The sequence below is a fragment of the Micromonospora sp. FIMYZ51 genome, from assembly GCF_038246755.1.
GTDB lineage: Bacteria > Actinomycetota > Actinomycetes > Mycobacteriales > Micromonosporaceae > Micromonospora.
This window is the reverse complement of record NZ_CP134706.1, coordinates 3949758-3968182: the sequence shown is the minus strand read 5'-3', so window position 1 is coordinate 3968182 and position 18425 is coordinate 3949758. Positions and strand designations below refer to the sequence as shown.

Annotated in this window: 14 protein-coding genes; 7 read left to right on the top strand and 7 right to left on the bottom strand. The window is 71.4% G+C overall.

Translation table 11 applies throughout. The features are described from left to right. Positions 1–156: 156 nt before the first annotated feature. Positions 157–1026 carry a PAC2 family protein gene (locus QQG74_RS18035; RefSeq protein WP_341715936.1) on the bottom strand — a complete coding sequence of 290 codons (870 nt, stop codon included), beginning with the start codon at positions 1024–1026 and terminating at the stop codon, positions 157–159. Positions 1027–1330: 304 nt separating this feature from the next. Between QQG74_RS18035 and metH the strand changes: the two genes are divergently transcribed. After that, complete coding sequence (metH, locus tag QQG74_RS18030; protein WP_341715935.1) at positions 1331–4846, top strand: methionine synthase; 3516 nt, start codon at positions 1331–1333, stop codon at positions 4844–4846. A gap of 159 nt (positions 4847–5005) precedes the next feature. Here metH and QQG74_RS18025 read toward each other — a convergent pair whose 3' ends face one another. Then, the gene (locus tag QQG74_RS18025; RefSeq protein ID WP_341715934.1) at positions 5006–5746 is read right to left on the bottom strand and encodes a methyltransferase domain-containing protein; all 741 of its coding nucleotides are present in this window, start codon (positions 5744–5746) and stop codon (positions 5006–5008) included. Positions 5747–5875: 129 nt separating this feature from the next. Here QQG74_RS18025 and QQG74_RS18020 point away from each other — a divergent pair, with 129 nt between their 5' ends. The 4 genes from QQG74_RS18020 (at position 5876) to QQG74_RS18005 (ending at position 9593) form a co-directional block, all read left to right on the top strand. Further along, positions 5876–6460 carry a hypothetical protein gene (locus QQG74_RS18020; protein ID WP_341715933.1) on the top strand — a complete coding sequence of 195 codons (585 nt, stop codon included), beginning with the start codon at positions 5876–5878 and terminating at the stop codon, positions 6458–6460. 136 nt (positions 6461–6596) lie between these two features. Next, complete coding sequence (locus QQG74_RS18015) at positions 6597–7694, top strand: ionic transporter y4hA (RefSeq protein ID WP_341721274.1); 1098 nt, start codon at positions 6597–6599, stop codon at positions 7692–7694. A gap of 346 nt (positions 7695–8040) precedes the next feature. Next, complete coding sequence (locus QQG74_RS18010) at positions 8041–8802, top strand: neutral zinc metallopeptidase (RefSeq protein WP_341721273.1); 762 nt, start codon at positions 8041–8043, stop codon at positions 8800–8802. A 143-nt stretch (positions 8803–8945) separates the two neighbouring features. Beyond that, complete coding sequence (locus QQG74_RS18005) at positions 8946–9593, top strand: HAD family phosphatase (RefSeq protein ID WP_341721272.1); 648 nt, start codon at positions 8946–8948, stop codon at positions 9591–9593. An 83-nt stretch (positions 9594–9676) separates the two neighbouring features. Here QQG74_RS18005 and QQG74_RS18000 read toward each other — a convergent pair whose 3' ends face one another. From QQG74_RS18000 to QQG74_RS17980, 5 genes are all read right to left on the bottom strand, one after another. Then, a complete protein-coding gene (locus QQG74_RS18000) occupies positions 9677–12232 on the bottom strand; it encodes an FtsX-like permease family protein (RefSeq protein ID WP_341715932.1) in 2556 nt (851 codons plus the stop codon). Continuing rightward, the gene (locus tag QQG74_RS17995; RefSeq protein ID WP_341715931.1) at positions 12232–12999 is read right to left on the bottom strand and encodes an ABC transporter ATP-binding protein; all 768 of its coding nucleotides are present in this window, start codon (positions 12997–12999) and stop codon (positions 12232–12234) included. The genes QQG74_RS18000 and QQG74_RS17995 overlap by 1 nt, the downstream gene beginning before the upstream one ends. Positions 13000–13300: 301 nt before the next feature. Next, positions 13301–13987 carry a response regulator transcription factor gene (locus QQG74_RS17990; protein ID WP_341715930.1) on the bottom strand — a complete coding sequence of 229 codons (687 nt, stop codon included), beginning with the start codon at positions 13985–13987 and terminating at the stop codon, positions 13301–13303. Beyond that, on the bottom strand, positions 13988–15193 hold the full coding sequence (locus tag QQG74_RS17985) for a sensor histidine kinase (RefSeq protein ID WP_341715929.1): 1206 nt from the start codon (positions 15191–15193) through the stop codon (positions 13988–13990). Positions 15194–15269: 76 nt separating this feature from the next. Further along, on the bottom strand, positions 15270–16175 hold the full coding sequence (locus QQG74_RS17980; RefSeq protein WP_341715928.1) for a RecB family exonuclease: 906 nt from the start codon (positions 16173–16175) through the stop codon (positions 15270–15272). Between the two features lie 82 nt (positions 16176–16257). Here QQG74_RS17980 and QQG74_RS17975 point away from each other — a divergent pair, with 82 nt between their 5' ends. Together QQG74_RS17975 and QQG74_RS17970 are read left to right on the top strand one after the other, a co-directional pair. Then, complete coding sequence (locus tag QQG74_RS17975; protein WP_341715927.1) at positions 16258–17415, top strand: M50 family metallopeptidase; 1158 nt, start codon at positions 16258–16260, stop codon at positions 17413–17415. A gap of 38 nt (positions 17416–17453) precedes the next feature. Next, positions 17454–18419 (top strand): tRNA (adenine-N1)-methyltransferase, encoded by a 966-nt coding sequence (locus QQG74_RS17970; RefSeq protein ID WP_341721271.1) that lies wholly within the window; start codon positions 17454–17456, stop codon positions 18417–18419. Positions 18420–18425: the final 6 nt, after the last annotated feature.

Genomic DNA, 18425 nt, shown 5'->3' with positions numbered 1-18425 from the left:
CGCTCCGCAATGCGTCCCCGGCGACCACCTCCGGGTGGCGGTGACCGGTGAGGTCGACATGGCGACGTCACCGGTCACGCGCGTCCCCGTCACGGGCACCCGGAACGGGGCCCGGGCAGCACGCCCGGGCCCCGCAGAGTGGAACTGGGGAAGGGGTTACCAGGAGCCGGCCGTAGGACCGGCGGAACCGCCCCGACGGCGCAGGTACTTCTCGAACTCCTGGGCGATCTCGTCCCCGGTCAACGGGGTGATGCCCGCGTCGCCGACGCGTTCCTCAAGCTCACGCACGTACTCGCCGAGCTCGGCGTCCTGCTCGGCGGCGCTGCGTACCCGCTGTTCCCACTCGGCGGCCTCCTCGGCCAGGTCGGCCATCGGCACCGGTAGGTCTACCACTTCCTCGACCCGGTGCAGCAGGGCGAGGGTCGCCTTCGGGCAGGGCGGGTTGTTGGCGTAGTGCGGCACGTGCACCCAGAACGAGACCGCGTCGACCTCGGCGCGAGTGCAGGCGTCGTGTAGCACGCCGACGATGCCGGTCGGCCCGTCGTAGCGGGTCGGGGTGAGCTGGTAGCGCTTGGCGGCGTCGGCGTCGGAGGCGCTGCCGCTGATCGGTAGCGGTCGGGTGTAGGGCACGTCGGCCAGCAGCGCGCCGAGCAGCACCACCCGCTCCACCTCCAGGCTGTGGCAGATCTCCAGCACCTGCTCGCAGAAGGTGCGCCAGCGCATGCTCGGCTCGATGCCCCGGATCAGCACCACGTCCCGGTCCGTGCCGGACGGGCTGGCCACGGTGAACCGGGTCGTCGGCCACTCCACCCGGCGGGTGGCACCCTCCGACATCGCGATGGTGGGCCGGCTGACCTGGAAGTCGTAGAAGTCCTCCGGGTCCAACTCGGTGATCGGCCGGGCCTGCCACACCTGCTCCAGGTGCTCGACCGCGGCGGTCGAGGCATCGGCGGCGTCGTTCCATCCCTCGAACGCGGCGATCGCCACCGGAGACCGCAGCACCGGCAGTCCGTCGAATTCGGTCACGCCGTCACCTCACCCACTCGTCACCGGCGACGCCGGGACCGGCCCCGGTCGTCTGCCCGCCGTGCATGGTGGTGTCGCTGTAGTCCCTCACATCAGTCAGCCTACGTGCCGCGCGGGAAGGTGGCCCGTCGGCCGCGCCGGATCGTGGCCGGGCCCGGTCCGGCCTTCCTCGGCAAGGGGACCTAGATCCTTTCCGATTTGCTGGCATAGCGCCGCAGAATGGGACAGCGTGATCCAGTGACACGATGTGGGACGGGCCCGCGCGGGGACTCAGTGGCCCGGTTCTGCGGACTAACCTGTCAATGTGCGGACTTCGTTGCTCGACGCGCTGGCAGACCGGATCCTCGTCACCGACGGGGCGATGGGGACGATGCTCCAGGCCGCGGAGCTGACCCTGGACGACTTCGATGGCCTTGAGGGGTGCAACGAGATCCTCAACGTCACCCGCCCCGACGTCGTACGCGGGGTGCACGAGGCGTACCTCGTCGCCGGCGCGGACTGTGTGGAGACGAACACCTTCGGCGCCAACCTGGCCAATCTCGGCGAGTACGACATCCAGCACCGGATCCGGGAGTTGTCGGCGGCCGGTGCCCGGATCGCCCGGGAGGCGGCCGACGCGTACGCCACGCCCGAGCGACCCCGATTCGTCCTCGGCTCGATCGGCCCCGGCACGAAGCTGCCCACCCTCGGCCACGCCGCCTACGCCACGCTGCGCGACGCCTACCAGGAGAACGCCGCCGGTCTGATCGAGGGCGGCGCGGACGCCCTGATCGTGGAGACCTGCCAGGACCTGCTCCAGGTCAAGGCCGCGGTGGTCGGCTCGCGCCGAGCCATGGCGGAGCTGGGCCAGCGGGTCCCGCTGATCTGCCACGTCACCGTGGAGACCACCGGCACCATGCTGCTGGGCAGCGAGATCGGTGCCGCGTTGACCGCGATCGAGCCGCTCGGCGTCGACCTGATCGGGCTGAACTGCGCCACCGGGCCGACCGAGATGAGCGAGCACCTGCGCTACCTCTCCCAGCACGCCAGCGTCCCGCTGTCGGTGATGCCGAACGCCGGCCTGCCGCAGCTCACCGCCGACGGCGCGGTCTACCCGTTGACCCCGGTGGAGTTGGCCGACGCCCTGGAACGGTTCGTCACCGAGTACGGCGTCTCCCTGGTCGGCGGCTGTTGCGGCACGACTCCGGAGCACATCCGGCTGCTCGCCGAACGGCTCAGTGGTTCCCGGCCGGGCCCGCGCGAGCCGCGTACCGATGCGGGTGTCTCCTCGATCTACCACCACGTGCCGTTCGCCCAGGACGCCAGCGTGCTGATGGTGGGGGAGCGGACCAACGCCAACGGCTCCAAGGCGTTCCGCGAGGCGATGCTCGCCGCCGACTGGCAGTCCTGCGTGGAGATCGCCCGCAGCCAGGCCCGCGACGGCTCGCACCTGCTGGACCTCTGCGTCGACTACGTCGGCCGGGACGGCACCACCGACATGCGCGAGCTGGCGGGTCGGTTCGCCACCGCGTCCACCTTGCCGATCATGTTGGACTCGACCGAGCCGGCGGTGATCGAGGCCGGGCTGGAGATGCTCGGTGGCCGGTGCGTGGTCAACTCGGTCAACTTCGAGGACGGCGACGGCCCGGAATCCCGCTACGCGCGGGTGATGCCGGTGGTCGCCGAGCACGGCGCCGCGGTGGTCGCGCTGCTCATCGACGAGGAGGGCCAGGCCCGCACGGCCGAGTGGAAGGTACGCGTCGCCGGGCGGCTGATCGGTGACCTCACCGAGCGATGGGGACTGCGCCGTTCCGACATTCTCATCGACGCGTTGACCTTCCCGATCGCCACCGGTCAGGAGGAGACCCGCCGCGACGGCATCGAGACCATCGAGGCGATCCGGGAGATCGCCCGCCGCTGGCCCGGGGTGAACTTCACCCTCGGCATCTCGAACGTCTCCTTCGGGCTGAACCCGGCGGCCCGGCAGGTGCTCAACTCGGTCTTCCTGCACGAGTGCGTGCAGGCGGGGCTCACCTCGGCGATCGTGCACGCCAGCAAGATTCTGCCGATGTCGAAGATCCCCGACCAGCAGCGCGAGGTGGCCCTCGACCTGGTCTACGACCGCCGCCGGGAGGGCTACGACCCGGTCCAGCGGTTCATCGAGATCTTCGAGGGAGTGGACGCCGCCTCGGCCCGGGCCACCCGGGCGGAGGAACTGGCCGCCCTGCCGCTGAACGAGCGTCTCAAGCGGCGGATCATCGACGGCGAGCGCAACGGCCTGGAGGCCGACCTGGACGCGGCGATGGCCGCCGGCACCGCGCCGCTGCTCATCATCAACGACATCCTGCTCGATGGCATGAAGGTGGTCGGCGAGCTGTTCGGCTCCGGCCAGATGCAGCTGCCGTTCGTGCTCCAGTCCGCCGAGGTGATGAAGACCGCGGTGGCGTACCTCGAACCGCACATGGAGAAGGCCGACGACGGCGGCAAGGGTCGCATCGTGCTCGCCACTGTCAAGGGCGACGTGCACGACATCGGCAAGAACCTGGTCGACATCATCCTCTCCAACAACGGCTACGAGGTGGTGAACATCGGCATCAAGCAGCCGATCGCCGCCATCCTCGACGCCGCCGAGCAGCACCGGGCCGATGCCATCGGCATGTCCGGCCTGCTGGTCAAGAGCACGGTCATCATGAAGGAGAACCTGGCCGAGATGGCTTCGCGCGGGGTCGCGGAGCGCTGGCCGGTCCTGCTCGGCGGGGCGGCGCTGACCCGGGCGTACGTCGAGGACGACCTGCGGTCGATGTTCCCGGGCCAGGTGCACTATGCGCGGGACGCTTTCGAGGGACTGTCCCTGATGGACCGGGTGATGACCGCCAAGCGTGGTGGGGCGCCGGTGATCGACGCCGAGCGGGAGGCGGCCCTCGCGGCCCGGCGGGCCCGTCGGGAACGGCAACGCGCCGTGGTCGCCGAGTCGCTGCCGGACCTCGACGACGCCTCGGTCCGCTCCGACGTGGCGATCGACGTGCCGGTGCCGGCCGCACCGTTCTACGGCACCCGAGTGATCAAGGGCGTGCCGCTGGCCGACTACGCGGCGCTGCTCGACGAGCGGGCCACCTTCATGGGCCAATGGGGGCTGCGCGGTGCGCGCGGCGGCAAGGGCCCATCCTATGAGGAACTGGTGGAGACCGAGGGCCGTCCCCGGCTGCGTTACTGGCTGGACCGCCTGATCTCCGACCAGGTGCTGGAGGCGGCCGTGGTGTACGGCTACTTCCCGGCCTACTCCGAGGGCAACGACCTGGTGGTCCTGGACGAGAACGGGCACGCCGAGCGGGCCCGGTTCACCTTCCCCCGGCAGCGGCAGGAGCGGCGGCTCTGCCTGGCCGACTTCTTCCGTCCCCGGGGCGAGGAACCGGACGTGGTCGCGTTGCAGTTGGTCACCGTCGGCCAGCCGGTAAGCGAGTACGCGGCGAAGCTCTTCGCCGCCAACGAGTACCGCGACTACCTGGAGGTGCACGGGCTTTCCGTGCAGCTCACCGAGGCCCTCGCCGAATACTGGCACAAGCGGGTCCGCGCCGAGCTGACCCTGCCCGACGGTCGTACCGTCGCCGACGACGACCCGGCGGACCTGGCCGGCCTGCTGCGCACCGACTACCGGGGCTGCCGGTACGCGTTCGGCTACCCGGCCTGCCCCGACCTGGAGGACCGGGCGAAGATCGTGGACCTGCTGGGCGCCGAGCGGATCGGCGTGCAGCTCTCCGAAGAGTTCCAGCTCATGCCCGAGCAGGCCACCGACGCGATCGTCGTGCACCACCCCGAGGCCAGCTACTTCAACGCCAAGTAACGGCCACCGGTCAGCGGGTGCGGCTGCCCTGCTCCGGGTCGGAACCGGAGCAGGGCGTTGGTGAGCGTCGCGCCTCGCCAGGCTTGCGGGGTGGGCGGGACGAGAAGTTGTCGCAGGGGTAGTCGCGCCGGATCTCGCTCTCGCCTCACGCCCCAGCGGTCACCGAGCATTGTCCTTCCTTCGCCCCAGCACCAGCGTGGTACGGAGGTCGAGCACGACGGTGCCGCCGAAGTCGTCGACCAGCCGGCTCAGCGCGGCCAGGCCACGTTGTTGCTGCTCCGGTGGCCGGGTGAGGTACGGGCCGAAGGTGCGGATCAGGGCGAGGTAACGCTGCTTGTCCAGCGGCAGGGCTTGCCGGAACACCGTCTTGCGTACGTCGGTGAACTCGCCATGGGTGAGGACGTCCTGGTGGAACCAGTCCGCGGGCCGTTCCTCGATGGTCGGGTCGACGGCGTGCAGCGCGGCCTGGATCGCGGCGCGCTGGTCGGCGTCGGCGTAGTCGTAGCGGTGTCCGAATATTGCCAGGGTGCCACCCGGTGCCAGGGCCTGCCGGGCGCGGGTGTTGCGGGTGGCCGGGTCCAGCCAGTGCCAGGCCATCGCGGCGGCCAGTAGCCCGACCCCGCCGGCCGGCGGTGACCACTGCTCGAAGGTGACGGCCTCGACGCGGGCGGCGGGGAAGCGGGTGGCCAGCTTGGCCGCCATTCCCGGATCCGGCTCGACGCAGGTCAGCGGCGCGCCGATGCGGGCGAGCACCTCGGTGCCCTTGCCCGTGCCCGCGCCGATCTCGACGACCGACGCCGGCTGGCCACCGTGGTACGCCACGATCGCGTCGGCGATCTCTGCCGGATAGCCCGGTCGGGTCGTCTCGTACAGGTCAGCCACCTGCCCGAAGACATCCATGATTTTCTCCCCCGTACGCGGATTTGTCCGTCGTCAATCAAGCCGACGGACGTCAATCCCTGCGTTTGTCATGATGCCACCGGCGCCCTGCCACTGGTGCCCCGCCGATTCGGCATGGATCATTCCTTGGTGTCTCCATCGTCGACTGCCGCTCCCGCCGAGTTGCGGCCGCATCGGGTCTGGTTCGTCGTCGCGGCGCTGGTCGCCGTCGGCGGTGTGCTGGCCTCAGCGGTGCTGATGTTGATCGTGCTCCGCTCCGAGGGGGAGTTGGGCCAGCGTGTCGTCGCGGGAGAGCCGGTCACCGTGACGCTCTCGGCCGACGAGAAGCTGGTGTGGGTCCGGGAGCCGGGTGGGCAGCTCAGCTGTGCCGCGTCGCCGCTGGACGGCCTGACGATCACCGGGTACGCAGACAGCTACCTGGAGGGCGGGCGGTTCGAGCTGACGGTCGACGGCGAGCGGTGGCGCGGCCGGGTGGGGCTTTCCGCCGATCCGGCCGGGCGGTACGAGGTGACCTGCACGGTGCCCGGGATCGACCCGCCACCGGCCCTCGCGATCGGTGACCCGCCTCGGTTCTCCGGCCCCCGGTCCGCCACCCTCGCCACCCTGACGGCCGTTGGCGTCTCGACGGTAGGCGTGCTCACCGGTGTCGTCCTGGCTGGCGTGGTGGCAGTTCGCCGCCGCCGGCACGCGCGGACGTCGAGGTCGCGCGACTGACGCCGTGGGCGGCGCCGGCGCTGCCGACCGGGCAGCGGTGACTCAGCGCCCGGTCGGCACCGACGCGGGTGGTTGATCGGGGGACGCTGACCCGCTTCAGCCACTGATGATCATCACGGCTGGCAGGATGAGGATCATGTTCGCGTTGCGCCGCGCCATGGCCACCTGGACCGTGTTCGTGCCGCTGGCCGCCCTGGTGGTGCTGCTCCTGACCTGGAACCAGAAGCTCAGCGGGGTCATGGTGATCGTGGTCGGGGTGTTCCTGGCCGGCGCGGTGCTGGCCGCCGTGCACCACGCCGAGGTCGTCGCGCACAAGGTCGGCGAACCGTACGGCTCCCTGGTCCTCGCGGTCGCGGTCACCGTGATCGAGGTGGCGCTGATCGTCACCCTGATGATCAGCGGTGGGGAGAAGACCCAGTCGCTGGCCCGCGACACCGTCTTCGCCGCAGTGATGATCACCTGTAACGGTATTCTCGGTCTCTCCCTGCTCATCGGCGCGCTACGCCGCCGGCTGGCGGTGTTCAATCCGGAAGGCACCGGCGGCGCGCTGGCCACCGTGGCCACCCTCGCTACGCTCAGCCTGGTCGTGCCGACCTTCACCATCGGCCGGTCCGGGCCCGAGTTCAGCCCCGCCCAGCTCACCTTCGCCGCGGTCGTCTCGCTCGCCCTCTACGCCCTGTTCGTGATCGTCCAGACCGGACGGCACCGCGACTACTTCCTTCCCGTCGGCCGCGACGGCGAGGTTCTGCCGGAGGAGATGCACGCCGACCCGCCGTCCACCCGACGCGCCCTGGTCAGCCTCGGACTGCTGCTGGTCGCCCTGGTCGCCGTCGTCGGGGACGCCAAGTCCGTCTCGCCGGCCATCGAGATCGGTGTCGCCGCCGTGAACCTGCCGCCGGCCTTCGTCGGCGTCATCATCGCCCTGCTCGTCCTGCTGCCGGAGACCCTCGCTGCGGCCCGTGCCGCGCGTCGCGACCGCGTCCAGATCAGCCTCAACCTCGCCCTCGGCTCCGCGATGGCCAGCATCGGGCTGACCATTCCCGCCATCGCGATCGTCTCCATCTGGCTGGAGGGTCCGCTTCTGCTCGGTCTCGGCGGCACCCAGGTCACCCTGCTCGCGCTGACCGTCGTCACCGGTGTGCTCACCGTCGTCCCCGGTCGCGCCACCCTGCTCCAGGGCGGCGTGCACCTGGTGCTGCTCGCCGCCTTCGTCTTCCTCGCCGCCAGTCCCTGACCCGCCGCATGCCGCAGGCCCGCCCTGACCCGCCGCCGGCCCCTGACCCTGGGTGGCGTCCTCGGCGGCGTCGAAGTGGCCGTAGCGCCGCACCAGCGCTGCGGCGCCGTGCCCCGCAGCAGGTCCACCGGGTAGCCGGCGAGAACCTCGGGTGTCTCCTTCGCCTCCGGCGCCGCACGGTGCCGGTCACCAGAGACGTCGGAGCCGCCCGGCCGGACCGGACCCCGACCGGCCGCACCCGATGGCGACCCTACCGGCCGACCTGTCCGCCTCGGTCTGAACCGGTTGGCCCGGTAGCCCGTAGCAGACGGCGAAGGGCGTGACGGCCGTACCGTCGGGGTACTGGATCCGGCAGCGCCGAGGGCGGGAGGATGCGGTGGCGGTAGCTGGGCGAGGGCGACGTCAGGGGAGGCTGGCCGGCCTTGTGGTGGCGCTGGTGGCGGCCGCCGCCTGCATGGTGGAGCCGGTCGACGGCCCCGCGGCCCCGACCGAACCGCGACAGCCGGCGTCGCCGAGCGGCGAGGTGACCCGGGCCGACGGCACCGACACCGTCGAGGAGTTCCAGCAGGACATGGCCGATGCCCAGCGGCTCGCCGAGCAGTATTGGGCGGAGCAGTTCGAGGGCTCCTCCTTCCGTCCGATCCGACGGGTCATCCCGTACCAGCGCGACGGGGAGATCTCCTGCGGCGGGCAGGAGGTGCCGCGCAACAACGCGGTCTACTGCACGGTGAGCGACTTCATCGCGTACGACATCAACTGGTCCTTCGGCGCGTTCCGGCAGATCGGCGACGCGTTCGTGTTCTACCTGCTCGGTCACGAGTACGCCCACGGCGTGCAGACTCGCCTCGGCATCCGCTACAACTTCACCATCCAGCAGGAGTTGCAGGCCGACTGCATGGCCGGGGCGTACCTCGGTGACTCGGTCCGCGCCGGACGGCTCACGCTCGACGACGGCGACCTGGAGGAGTTCAACGAGGGGCTGCTGGCCGTCGGCGACGACCCCGGCCAGCCGTGGTTCGCCGAAGGCTCGCACGGCACCCCGGAGCAGCGCGCCGAGGCGTTCTTCCGGGGCTACGAGCGGTCGCTGTCCGCCTGCGGCCTGAGTTGACGCAGGTCACTGCGGGCGGCACCGCCCGGTGCCGGTCGCGGCCCGGCTGACAGGATCGGCCGGGTAGCCGTAGGTGCCCGGCCGGTCAGGAAGGTCGCCACCGCCAGCCGAGGAGGATCGTGACCAACCGCCATCCCGCCGCCGTGCTCTTCGACATGGACGGCACTCTGGTCGACAGCGAACGACTCTGGGACGTCGCGTTGGCCGAACTCGCCCAGACGTACGGCGGGACCCTCTCCGACGCCGCGCGCCGCGCGATCGTCGGCACCGCGATGGCCGAGTCGATGCGCATCCTGCACGACGACCTGGGCCAGCCGCACCGCGATCCCGAGGTCAGCGCGGAATGGGTGAACGCCCGGATCCTGGAACTGTTCCGGACCGGGTTGCAGTGGCGCCCGGGGGCGCTGGCGCTGCTCGGCGCGGTGCGCCAGGCGGGGATTCCGACCGCGCTGGTGACCTCCAGCGGCCGGGCAGTGGTCGAGATCGCGCTGGACACCCTGGGACGGCAGAGCTTCGACGTGGTGGTCTGCGGCGACGAGGTCGACTCGACCAAGCCGCACCCGGAGCCGTACCTCACCGCCGCCCGGCTGCTCGGCGTCCCGATCGAGCGCTGCGTGGCGATCGAGGACTCGCCGACCGGAGTGGCCAGCGCGGTCGCGGCCGGGGCGGCGGTGCTGGCGGTACCGGCCGAGGTGCCGCTGGCGCCCCGCGACGGCGTCCACCAGTTGGAGAGCCTGCTCGCGGTGGACCTGGAACTGCTGGCCGGGCTGCTGCACCGCAGCTCTGTTTGAACGCGGCCACTGGAAGGGCCCCTGGCGTCGACCAGGGGCCCTTCCGATGCACGCGGCGTTGACCAGGTGCCCTCGCCGGCACCTCAGTCGTGGGCGATGGCGCCCAGCACGTTGATCCGGGCGGCGCGGATCGCCGGCAGCACCGCGGCGACCACGCCGATCAGCGCGGCAAGGCCGAGGAAGAGCCCCATCTGACCCCAGGGCAGCACCAACTCGGTGATCCCCTCGTCCTTCAGCGCCTCGACCACCGCCGCACCCAGACCGCTGCCGACGACCACCCCGAGCAGCGCACCGAACACCGAGATGACTACCGCCTCCACGGTGATCATGCCCATGGTCTGCGACCGGCGCAGGCCGATGGCACGCAGCAGACCCAGCTCACGGGTGCGTTCCAGCACCGACAGGGCCAGGGTGTTGATGATGCCGAGCACGGCGATCACGATGGCCAGCGCCAGCAGGATCTGGATCATCGTGAGCAGTCCGTCGAGCTGCCCGCTCTGCTGCTCGATGAAGGCGTTGAGGTCGACCACCGACACCTCCGGGCTGTCCGCCAGCAGCGCCTCGACCTGCGGCTGCACCTCGGCGACCGTGGCGCCCGGCGCCAACTGGATGAAGCCCTGGATGGGCTGCGGAATGGTGAAGTCGCGGGCGGCCTCGGCCGGCACCACCATCTGTACGCCGGTGAACAGCGGGGAATCCTCGAAGATGCCGGTCACCGTGTAGGTGTTCACGCCACCCCGGGCCAACTGCATCGAGGTGGTCGAACCGACCGACAGGCCACGGTCCTGCGCGGTGTCCACGCTTACCAGCAGCTGACCCGGTGCCAGCCGGTCGATGTCACCGGCCGTCGCGGTCAGACTGTAGAGCTGGCGCAGCGCCGACGGTTCCGTCACGGCTCCGACGTAGGTGCGCTCGTCGTCGACCAGGGCCATGTCGCCGTAGAGCCCGTCGGCGACACGTACCCCGGGGATCGCCTTCGCCTCGTCCAGCACCGCCGGGTCGAACGTCGGCGGACGGGGACCGGTCTGCGTCCCGGCGATCACCAGTTCGGCCTTGACGGTCTCCCTGGCCAGGCCGCTGATGCTGCTCTTGGCCGAGTCCAGGATCACCGTGATCCCGGTGACCAGGGCGATGCCGACCATCAGTGCGGCGGCGGTGATCGCCGTCCGGCGCGGGTTGCGACCCGAGTTGAGCCGGCCCAGCCGGCCCGGCACCCAACCGGAGAAGATCGCGCCGAGCGCCGCCACCACCGGCTTGCTGATCAGCGGCGTCAGCAGGGCCACCCCGATGAACGAGAAGAGCACGCCACCGAGGATGGTGGCCAGGGTGTTGCCACCCGCGTGACCACCCAGGCCGAGGAAGAGCAGGACCGTGCCGACCGCGGTCACCAGCGCCCCGGCGACCGTGATCTTGGTGAGCGGCCGGTCCAGGGTGGCCACGTCCTGCATCGCCGCGATCGGAGGGATCCGCGCGGCGCGCAGCGCCGGCAGCAGCGCCGCCAGCACCGTGATCACCAGGCCGACCGCGAACGCGGCGATCACCGCCACCGCGGGTACGCCCACCCCGGCCAGGGTCAACCCACCCGAGATCGTGCTGAACAGGTACGCCAGCAGGGCGCCGACCCCGATGCCGGCGGCCAGGCCGAGCACCGAGGCGATCAGGCCGACCGCGACCGCCTCCAGCACCACCGAGCCGATGATCTGCCGGCCGCTGGCCCCGACCGCCCGCAGCAGCGCCAGCTCCCGGGTGCGCTGCGCCACGATGATCGAGAAGGTGTTCAGGATCAGGAACGTGCCGACCAGCAGCGCCACCGCGGCGAAGCCGAGCAGAATCCGGTTGAAGAAGGTAAGTGCCTCCTTCAGCCCGGCGGCGGCGTCGGCAGAGAGCTGCTCACCGGTCTTGACCACGTAGTCGTCGCCGATCGCGGCGGCCACCGCGTCGCGCAGCGACTCGTTGGAGACGCCCGACGCCGCGGTCACCACGACGCTGTTGAAGACGTCCGGCTCGCCGAGCATCAACCGCTGGGCGGCCGGCGTCGTGAACATCACCTCGTTGGCGCCGCCCATGGAGTCCCGGTCACCGCTGTAGCCGAAGACTCCGACGATTGTGAAGTCCTCGCGCGGCCCCAGGGTGAGTACGCCCACCCGGTCACCGACGGCCACCTTGCCCGCGTCCGCCAGCCCCTTGTTGATCACGATTTCGTCGTCGGCCCGGGGCTCGCGGCCCTCGCGCAGCTGCACCAGGTCGCTCTCGCCGAGCCAGTTGCCGCCCAGCTGCGGCGGCCCGAACGAGCCGACCACCTTGCCGTTGCTGCCGATCATCCGGGCACCGTCGGCGGCCACCACGCCGGTGGCCTCGGCCACCCCGGGCACCGCCTGGATGTTCTCCACCATGGTCGCCGGGAAGGGCGTGCCGAGTTGCTCGCCCTCCATCTCGTTGACCGTGAGCTTCGGCTTCGCGGCCACGTTGACGTCGACTTCCTCGTACGCCTCGGCGAAGATCTGGTCGAAGGTGCGGCCGAGGGTGTCGGTGAGCACGAAGGCGCCGGCGACGAACATGACGCCGAGCACCACCGCCATGCCGGACAGCACCAGCCGGACCTTGCGGGCCAGCAGGCTCTTCAAAGTCGCCCGGAACATCAGCCGGCCACCTCGGCGGGAGCGTCCAGCTTCTTCATCGTGTCCAGCACCGTGTCGGCGGTCGGCTCGATCAGCTCCGAGACGATCTGCCCGTCGGCGAGGAAGACCACCCGGTCGGCGTACGCGGCCGCCGTCGGGTCGTGGGTGACCATGACGATGGTCTGGCCGTGCTCCCGCACCGAGTTGCGCAGGAAGTTGAGCACCTCGGCGCCGGCACGCGAGTCCAGGTTCCCGGTCGGCTCGTCGGCGAAGATCACCTCAGGGCGGGCCACCAACGCCCGCGCGCACGCCACCCGCTGCTGCTGGCCGCCGGAGAGCTGCGCCGGCCGGTGGTCCAGCCGGTCCCGCAGCCCGACCGTGTCGATCACGGTGTCGTACCAGGCCGGATCCGGCTTACGACCGGCGATCGACAGCGGCAGCAGGATGTTCTCCTTGGCGGTAAGCGTGGGCAGCAGGTTGAACTGCTGGAAGATGAAGCCGACCTTGTCCCGGCGCAGCTTCGTCAGGCCAGCGTCGCCCAGACCGGTGACGGTGGTCTCGCCGACCTGCACCGTCCCCCGGGTCACCGTGTCCAGCCCGGCCAGGCAGTGCATGAGCGTCGACTTGCCGGACCCGGACGGACCCATGATCGCCGTGAACCGGCCACGTTCGAACTCGGCGCTTACCCCCCGCAGCGCGATGACCTGAGCCTCGCCGCTGCCGTACACCTTCCACACCTCGTTCGCCCGAGCTGCCGCCGATGCCGGCTGACCTGTCGTAGCGGTCACGTCACGTACCTCTCCGTCGCTGTCGAATCGCACCGCCCCCGCTGGTCCGGCGCGAGTCCATCATCGGTGCTGTTCAGCAAGGATCCGTCCGACTCCGGGTGGAGCCGGGGCGGAATTCCGGCTGCGGGTACCCCCCACCCGGAGTCAGGGTTGTCCCCGACCACACGCCGACCGCGTCACGGCCGACGTCAAACGATCATCGACCCTCTCCCCGCGAGAGAGTCAATCGCTTCTCACCACGAGGAGGTCAACCGTCTTACGCACCTGATCGTCACGGTACGTGAGGGATGCAACGGGCGCGTTACGCCCCGGGCCGGACCAGCCCTGTCTCGTACGCCAGCACCACCGCCTGCACCCGGTCCCGCAAGCCGAGCTTGGTCAGCACATGCCCGACATGGGTCTTGATCGTGGTTTCGCTCACCGACAGCGCCCGGGCGATCTCGGCGTTGGACAGGCCCCGGGCGACCTGCACCAGCACCTCCCGTTCGCGCTCGGTGAGTGTGCTGAGCGCCTTCGGCGGCGATGCCGCCGGATCGGGCAGCACGTCGGCGAAGCGGTCCAGCAGCCGGCGCAGGATCCGCGGGGCCACCACCGCGTCACCACCGGCCACCGTGTGGATCGCGGTGACCAGGTCCTCGGCCGGCACGTCCTTGGCCAGGAAGCCACTCGCCCCGGCCCGCAGCGCGCCCACCACGTACTCGTCCAGGTCGAAGGTGGTCAGGATGAGCACCCGCACCGGCAACCGGGCGTCGACGATGGCCCGGGTGGCGGTCACCCCGTCCATCCGAGGCATCCGGATGTCCATCAGCACGACGTCGGGCAGCAGCCGGCGGGACAACTCGACCGCCTCCACCCCGTCGCCCGCCTCGGCCACGATGTCCAGGTCCGGCTCGGCGCCCAACACCATCCGGAACCCGGTGCGCAGCAGCGGCTGGTCGTCGGCGAGCAGGATGCGCACCGGTCGAGCCGGCGCGGACGGGTCGAGCATTCAGTCCTCCCAGGTGACGCTGTCGGCCAGCGGCTCCACCGGGATCCGCGCGTACACCCGGTAGCCACCGCCGGGCCGCGCTCCGGTGCGTAGGACACCACCGTAGAGGGCGACCCGCTCCCGCATCCCGACCAGGCCGTGTCCGAGTTGCTGGGGGCGTTGCGGCGACGGCCCCCGACCGGTGTCGGTGACCTCGACCTCGAGGGCGTTGTCGGCGAAACTCACCCGAACCTGCGCGGTGGCCGTGCCGGCGTGCTTGAGCGCATTGGTCAGCGCCTCCTGCACGATCCGGTACACGGTCAACGCCTCGCCCTCCTCCAGCGGCCCCGGCGTGCCCTGCACCGTCAACGTCACCGGCAACCCGGCGTCGCGGACCTGCTCGGTCAGCGCCTCGATGCCGGCGATGCCCGGTTGCGGTGCCAGGTCGGCCGCTGGCTCCGCCTCGGTACGCAGCACGTCGAGCAGCCGGCGCAGCTCCCGCAGAGTGGCCCGGCTGGTCTCCTCGATGGTGCCGATCGCCTCGTCGGCGGCGTCCGGATCGCGGCGCAGCACCCGCCGGACCCCGGTGGCCAGCACCCCCATCACGCTGACGTGGTGCGCCACCACATCGTGCAACTCCCGGGCGATGCGCCGCCGCTCGTCGGCGACCGCCTGGTCGGCCAGGGCACGCTGGTTGGCCTCGGCGATCCGGGCCCGCTCCCGCAGCGCCTCGGTGGAGGACCGCCGGGCGTGCACCGTGCGCCCCACCGAGAACGACACGATCCCCACCAACAGGTTGTTCGCCACCAGGTAGGCCGCGCTGATCTGCGGCAGGATCTCGGGCGACACAAGCGTGTTGGCCACCGCCACCGGCACCCAGAGCAGCACCGCGGTCAGCAGCGCCGGGCGCACCGGATGGTATGCGGCAAGCGTGTAGGTGAGCACGACGAAGGTGAAGCTCTGCGCGGCCGGCGCCACCTCCAGCGCGACCGGCAGGGCCAGGGTCGCCAACGCGGCCAGCACGGCGACCCACGGCGCCACCCGGCGCAGCAGCACCGGTGCGGCGCAGACCAGGCTCCACCCCAGCGCCGTCGGCAGCGACCGGGGCCAGAACTCCCGTGGGGTGAGCAGGGTGAACACCACCTCGCCCAGGAGCAGCCCGACGGCCAGCAGCGCGTCACCGGCCAGCGGACGGTGGCGCAGCCACTCCCTCAGCTCCGTACCCACGCACCGACGCTAGCCGCCGCCGTCGCCGAAAGATCGTCTTGCGCGGTGAGTCCGATCTCATCCCTGGGGATGAGACTCACTCGTCGGCGCCGGGCTGTGCCGGCCGGGACCGGGCGTCGCGCAGCGGGTCCGCCGCCGGCACCTGCTCCGGGAAGGGCGGCGGGGTGCCGCCGTAGCTGGGACAGTGTTCCTGGTGGCTGCACCAGTCGCAGAGCCGGCTCGGCCTGGGCCGGAAGTCCCGCGTGGCGGTCGCCTGCTCGATCGCCCGCCACAGCGCCACCACCGTGCGCTCGAAACGCACCAACTCCTCGGCGTCCGGGGTGTAGTCGCACACCTCGGCGTCCTTGAGGTAGAGCAGGCGCAGCACCCGGGGGACCACGCCCCGGGTGCGCCACAGCACCAGCGCGTAGAACTTCAGCTGGAACAACGCGCGGGCCTCGAACGCCTCGCGCGGTGCCCCGCCGGTCTTGTAATCCACCACCCGCAGCGCGCCGTCCGGTGCCACGTCGAGCCGATCCAGGTAGCCCCGGATCAGCAACTCGTCGTCGACCACGGCGGAGATCAGGGCCTCCCGCTCGGCGGGCTCCAGCCGGCGCGGATCCTCCACCGTGAAGTACCCGTCCAGCAGCGCCGCCGCCGAGCGCAGGAACTCCGCCGGATCGGTGTCGGCGAACAGCCCGGCCAGCTCCGGCTGCTCGGTGACGAGCCGGTCCCACTGCGGGGCGACCAGGTCACCGGCGGCCTCCGGGGTGCGCCCCGCCGCCGGCAGGTCGAACAGTCGCTCCAGCACGGCGTGCACAAGCGTGCCTCGGGCCTGCTCGACGGTGGGTCGCTCGGGCAACCGGTCGATGCTGCGGAAGCGGTAGAGCAGCGGGCAGGTCTTGAAATCGGCGGCCCGCGACGGGGACAGCGAGGCCCGCACCGTGGCCGACAACTGCGTCGGAGTCGGAGTCTGCGTACTGATCACCGGATCCGCCGTCATGCCCGGAAGAGTAGGGCACCGGTGTGACAGGACGGCCAGCGCCGCACCGGTACGTGATCTCCCGCCGCGTAGCATCAGCCCGATGGAGCGCAGCAGCCGATCGCGGCCGGCCCGGCGTCCCGGCTTCCAGGTGGGTCGGGTCTTCGGGGTGCCGCTCTACCTGAACGCCTCGATCCTGCTGCTCGCCCTGCTGATCATCGTGCTCTACGGCGAACTGGCCGGTCAGCGGTTGCAGCTCTCCCCGGCCGGCGGCTATCTGGTCGGTGCCGGCTTCGTCGTCACGCTGCTCGGCTCCGTACTGGCCCACGAACTCGGCCACGCCCTCACCGCCCGGCATTTCGGCATCGGTGTGCGGGGGATCACGCTGGAACTGCTCGGCGGGTACACCGAGATGGACCGGGACGCGCCCTCGCCCCGGGTGGACCTGCTGGTCTCGCTGGCCGGCCCGGCGGTCTCCGCGGTGCTCGGCGTGGCCGCGGTCGCCGCGGTGCTGGCCCTGCCGGACCGTACGGTGGCCGACCAACTCGCCTTCCAGCTGGCCGCGAGCAACATCATCGTCGCGCTGTTCAACATTCTGCCCGGACTGCCACTGGACGGCGGGCGGGCCCTGCGCGCCGTGCTCTGGGCACTGACCCGGGACCGGCACCGGGCCACCGAGGTGGCCGGCTGGACCGGTCGGATCGTCGCGGTCGGCACCGCCCTCGCGGTCGTCCTGCTCTACGCGATCGACGTGCTCAGCCTGCTTGCGCTGCCGTTGACGGCGCTGGTCGCGCTGACGCTGTGGCACGGCGCCGGCCAGTCGATCAGGCTGTCCCGGATCAGCCGCCGGCTGCCCCTGGTCGACCTGGCCCGACTGGCCCGCCCGACCCTGGTGGTGCCCTCCGGCACCCCGTTGGCCGAGGCGCAGCGCCGGGGCACCGAGGCGGAGGCGACGACGAGTCATCCCGTCGCGCTGCTGGTGGCCGATTCCGCCGGCCGGCCGGTGGCCGTGGTCGACCCGGCCGCCGCGGCGGCCGTACCGCCGGAACGGCGCCCCTGGCTCGCCGTCGACATGGTCGCCCGCTCCGTCGGCGAGCTGCCGAGGATGCCGGTGGCGACAAGCGGGGAACAGGTGCTGGAGACCGTACAGGCCCACCCGGGCGCGCAGTACCTCGTGACGGCAGGCGAAGATGTCGTCGGCATTCTGCACATCGCGGATCTGGCTCAACTGCTCGAACCTCACCGGAAGATGAACACGTGACCGTGACCCACTCGACCCCGGCCGCCCCGGGCACCGACGTGCCCGCCGAGACACCGGAATTGCCCGCCGTACGCCGTGGGCCGTTCCGTCCCGGTGACCGGGTGCAGCTGACCGACCCCAAGGGTCGGATGCACACGGTCACCCTGGAACCGGGCAAGGCGTTCCACACCCACCGGGGCATCCTCGAACACGACGCGCTGATCGGCCTGCCCGACGGCAGCGTGGTCACCACCTCCGGCGGCGGCACCGCGTTCCTGGCGTTGCGCCCCCTGCTCTCCGACTACGTGCTCTCCATGCCCCGCGGCGCCCAGGTCATCTATCCCAAGGACGCGGCGCAGATCGTCGCCATGGGCGACATCTTCCCCGGCGCCAGGGTGCTCGAGGCCGGCGCCGGCTCCGGCGCGCTGAGCTGCTCGCTGCTGCGCGCGGTCGGCACCGAGGGCGAACTGCACTCCTACGAGCTGCGCGACGACTTCGCCCAGATCGCCCGGCGCAACGTCGAGGCGTTCTTCAACGGGCCGCACCCGGCCTGGCGGCTGCACGTGGGCGACGTGGCCGGGTGCCCGGAGACCGGTTTCGACCGGATCATCCTGGACATGCTGACCCCGTGGGAGAACCTCGACATGGTCGAGCGTGCCCTGCTGCCCGGCGGGGTGTTCATCGGCTACGTGGCCACTACGCCGCAGCTCTCCGAGCTGGTCGAGGCGCTGCGCGAGCGGGGCGGCTGGACCGAGCCGCGGGCCTGGGAGTCGCTGGTGCGCGACTGGCACGCCGAAGGGCTGGCGGTGCGCCCCGACCACCGGATGATCGCCCACACCGCCTTCCTCGTCTCCGCGCGTAAGCTCGCACCGGGGGTCACCGCCCCGCCGCGTCGGCGCAAACCCAGCAAGGGCACCGAGGCGTACGCGCAACGGCGGCAGGCGCTGCGCGAGGCGGAGGCGGCCCGGCAGGCGACGAGCGACGTGACGCAACCCGAGGCGACGCAGGAGGCGGACAGGCCGTGACGGCGG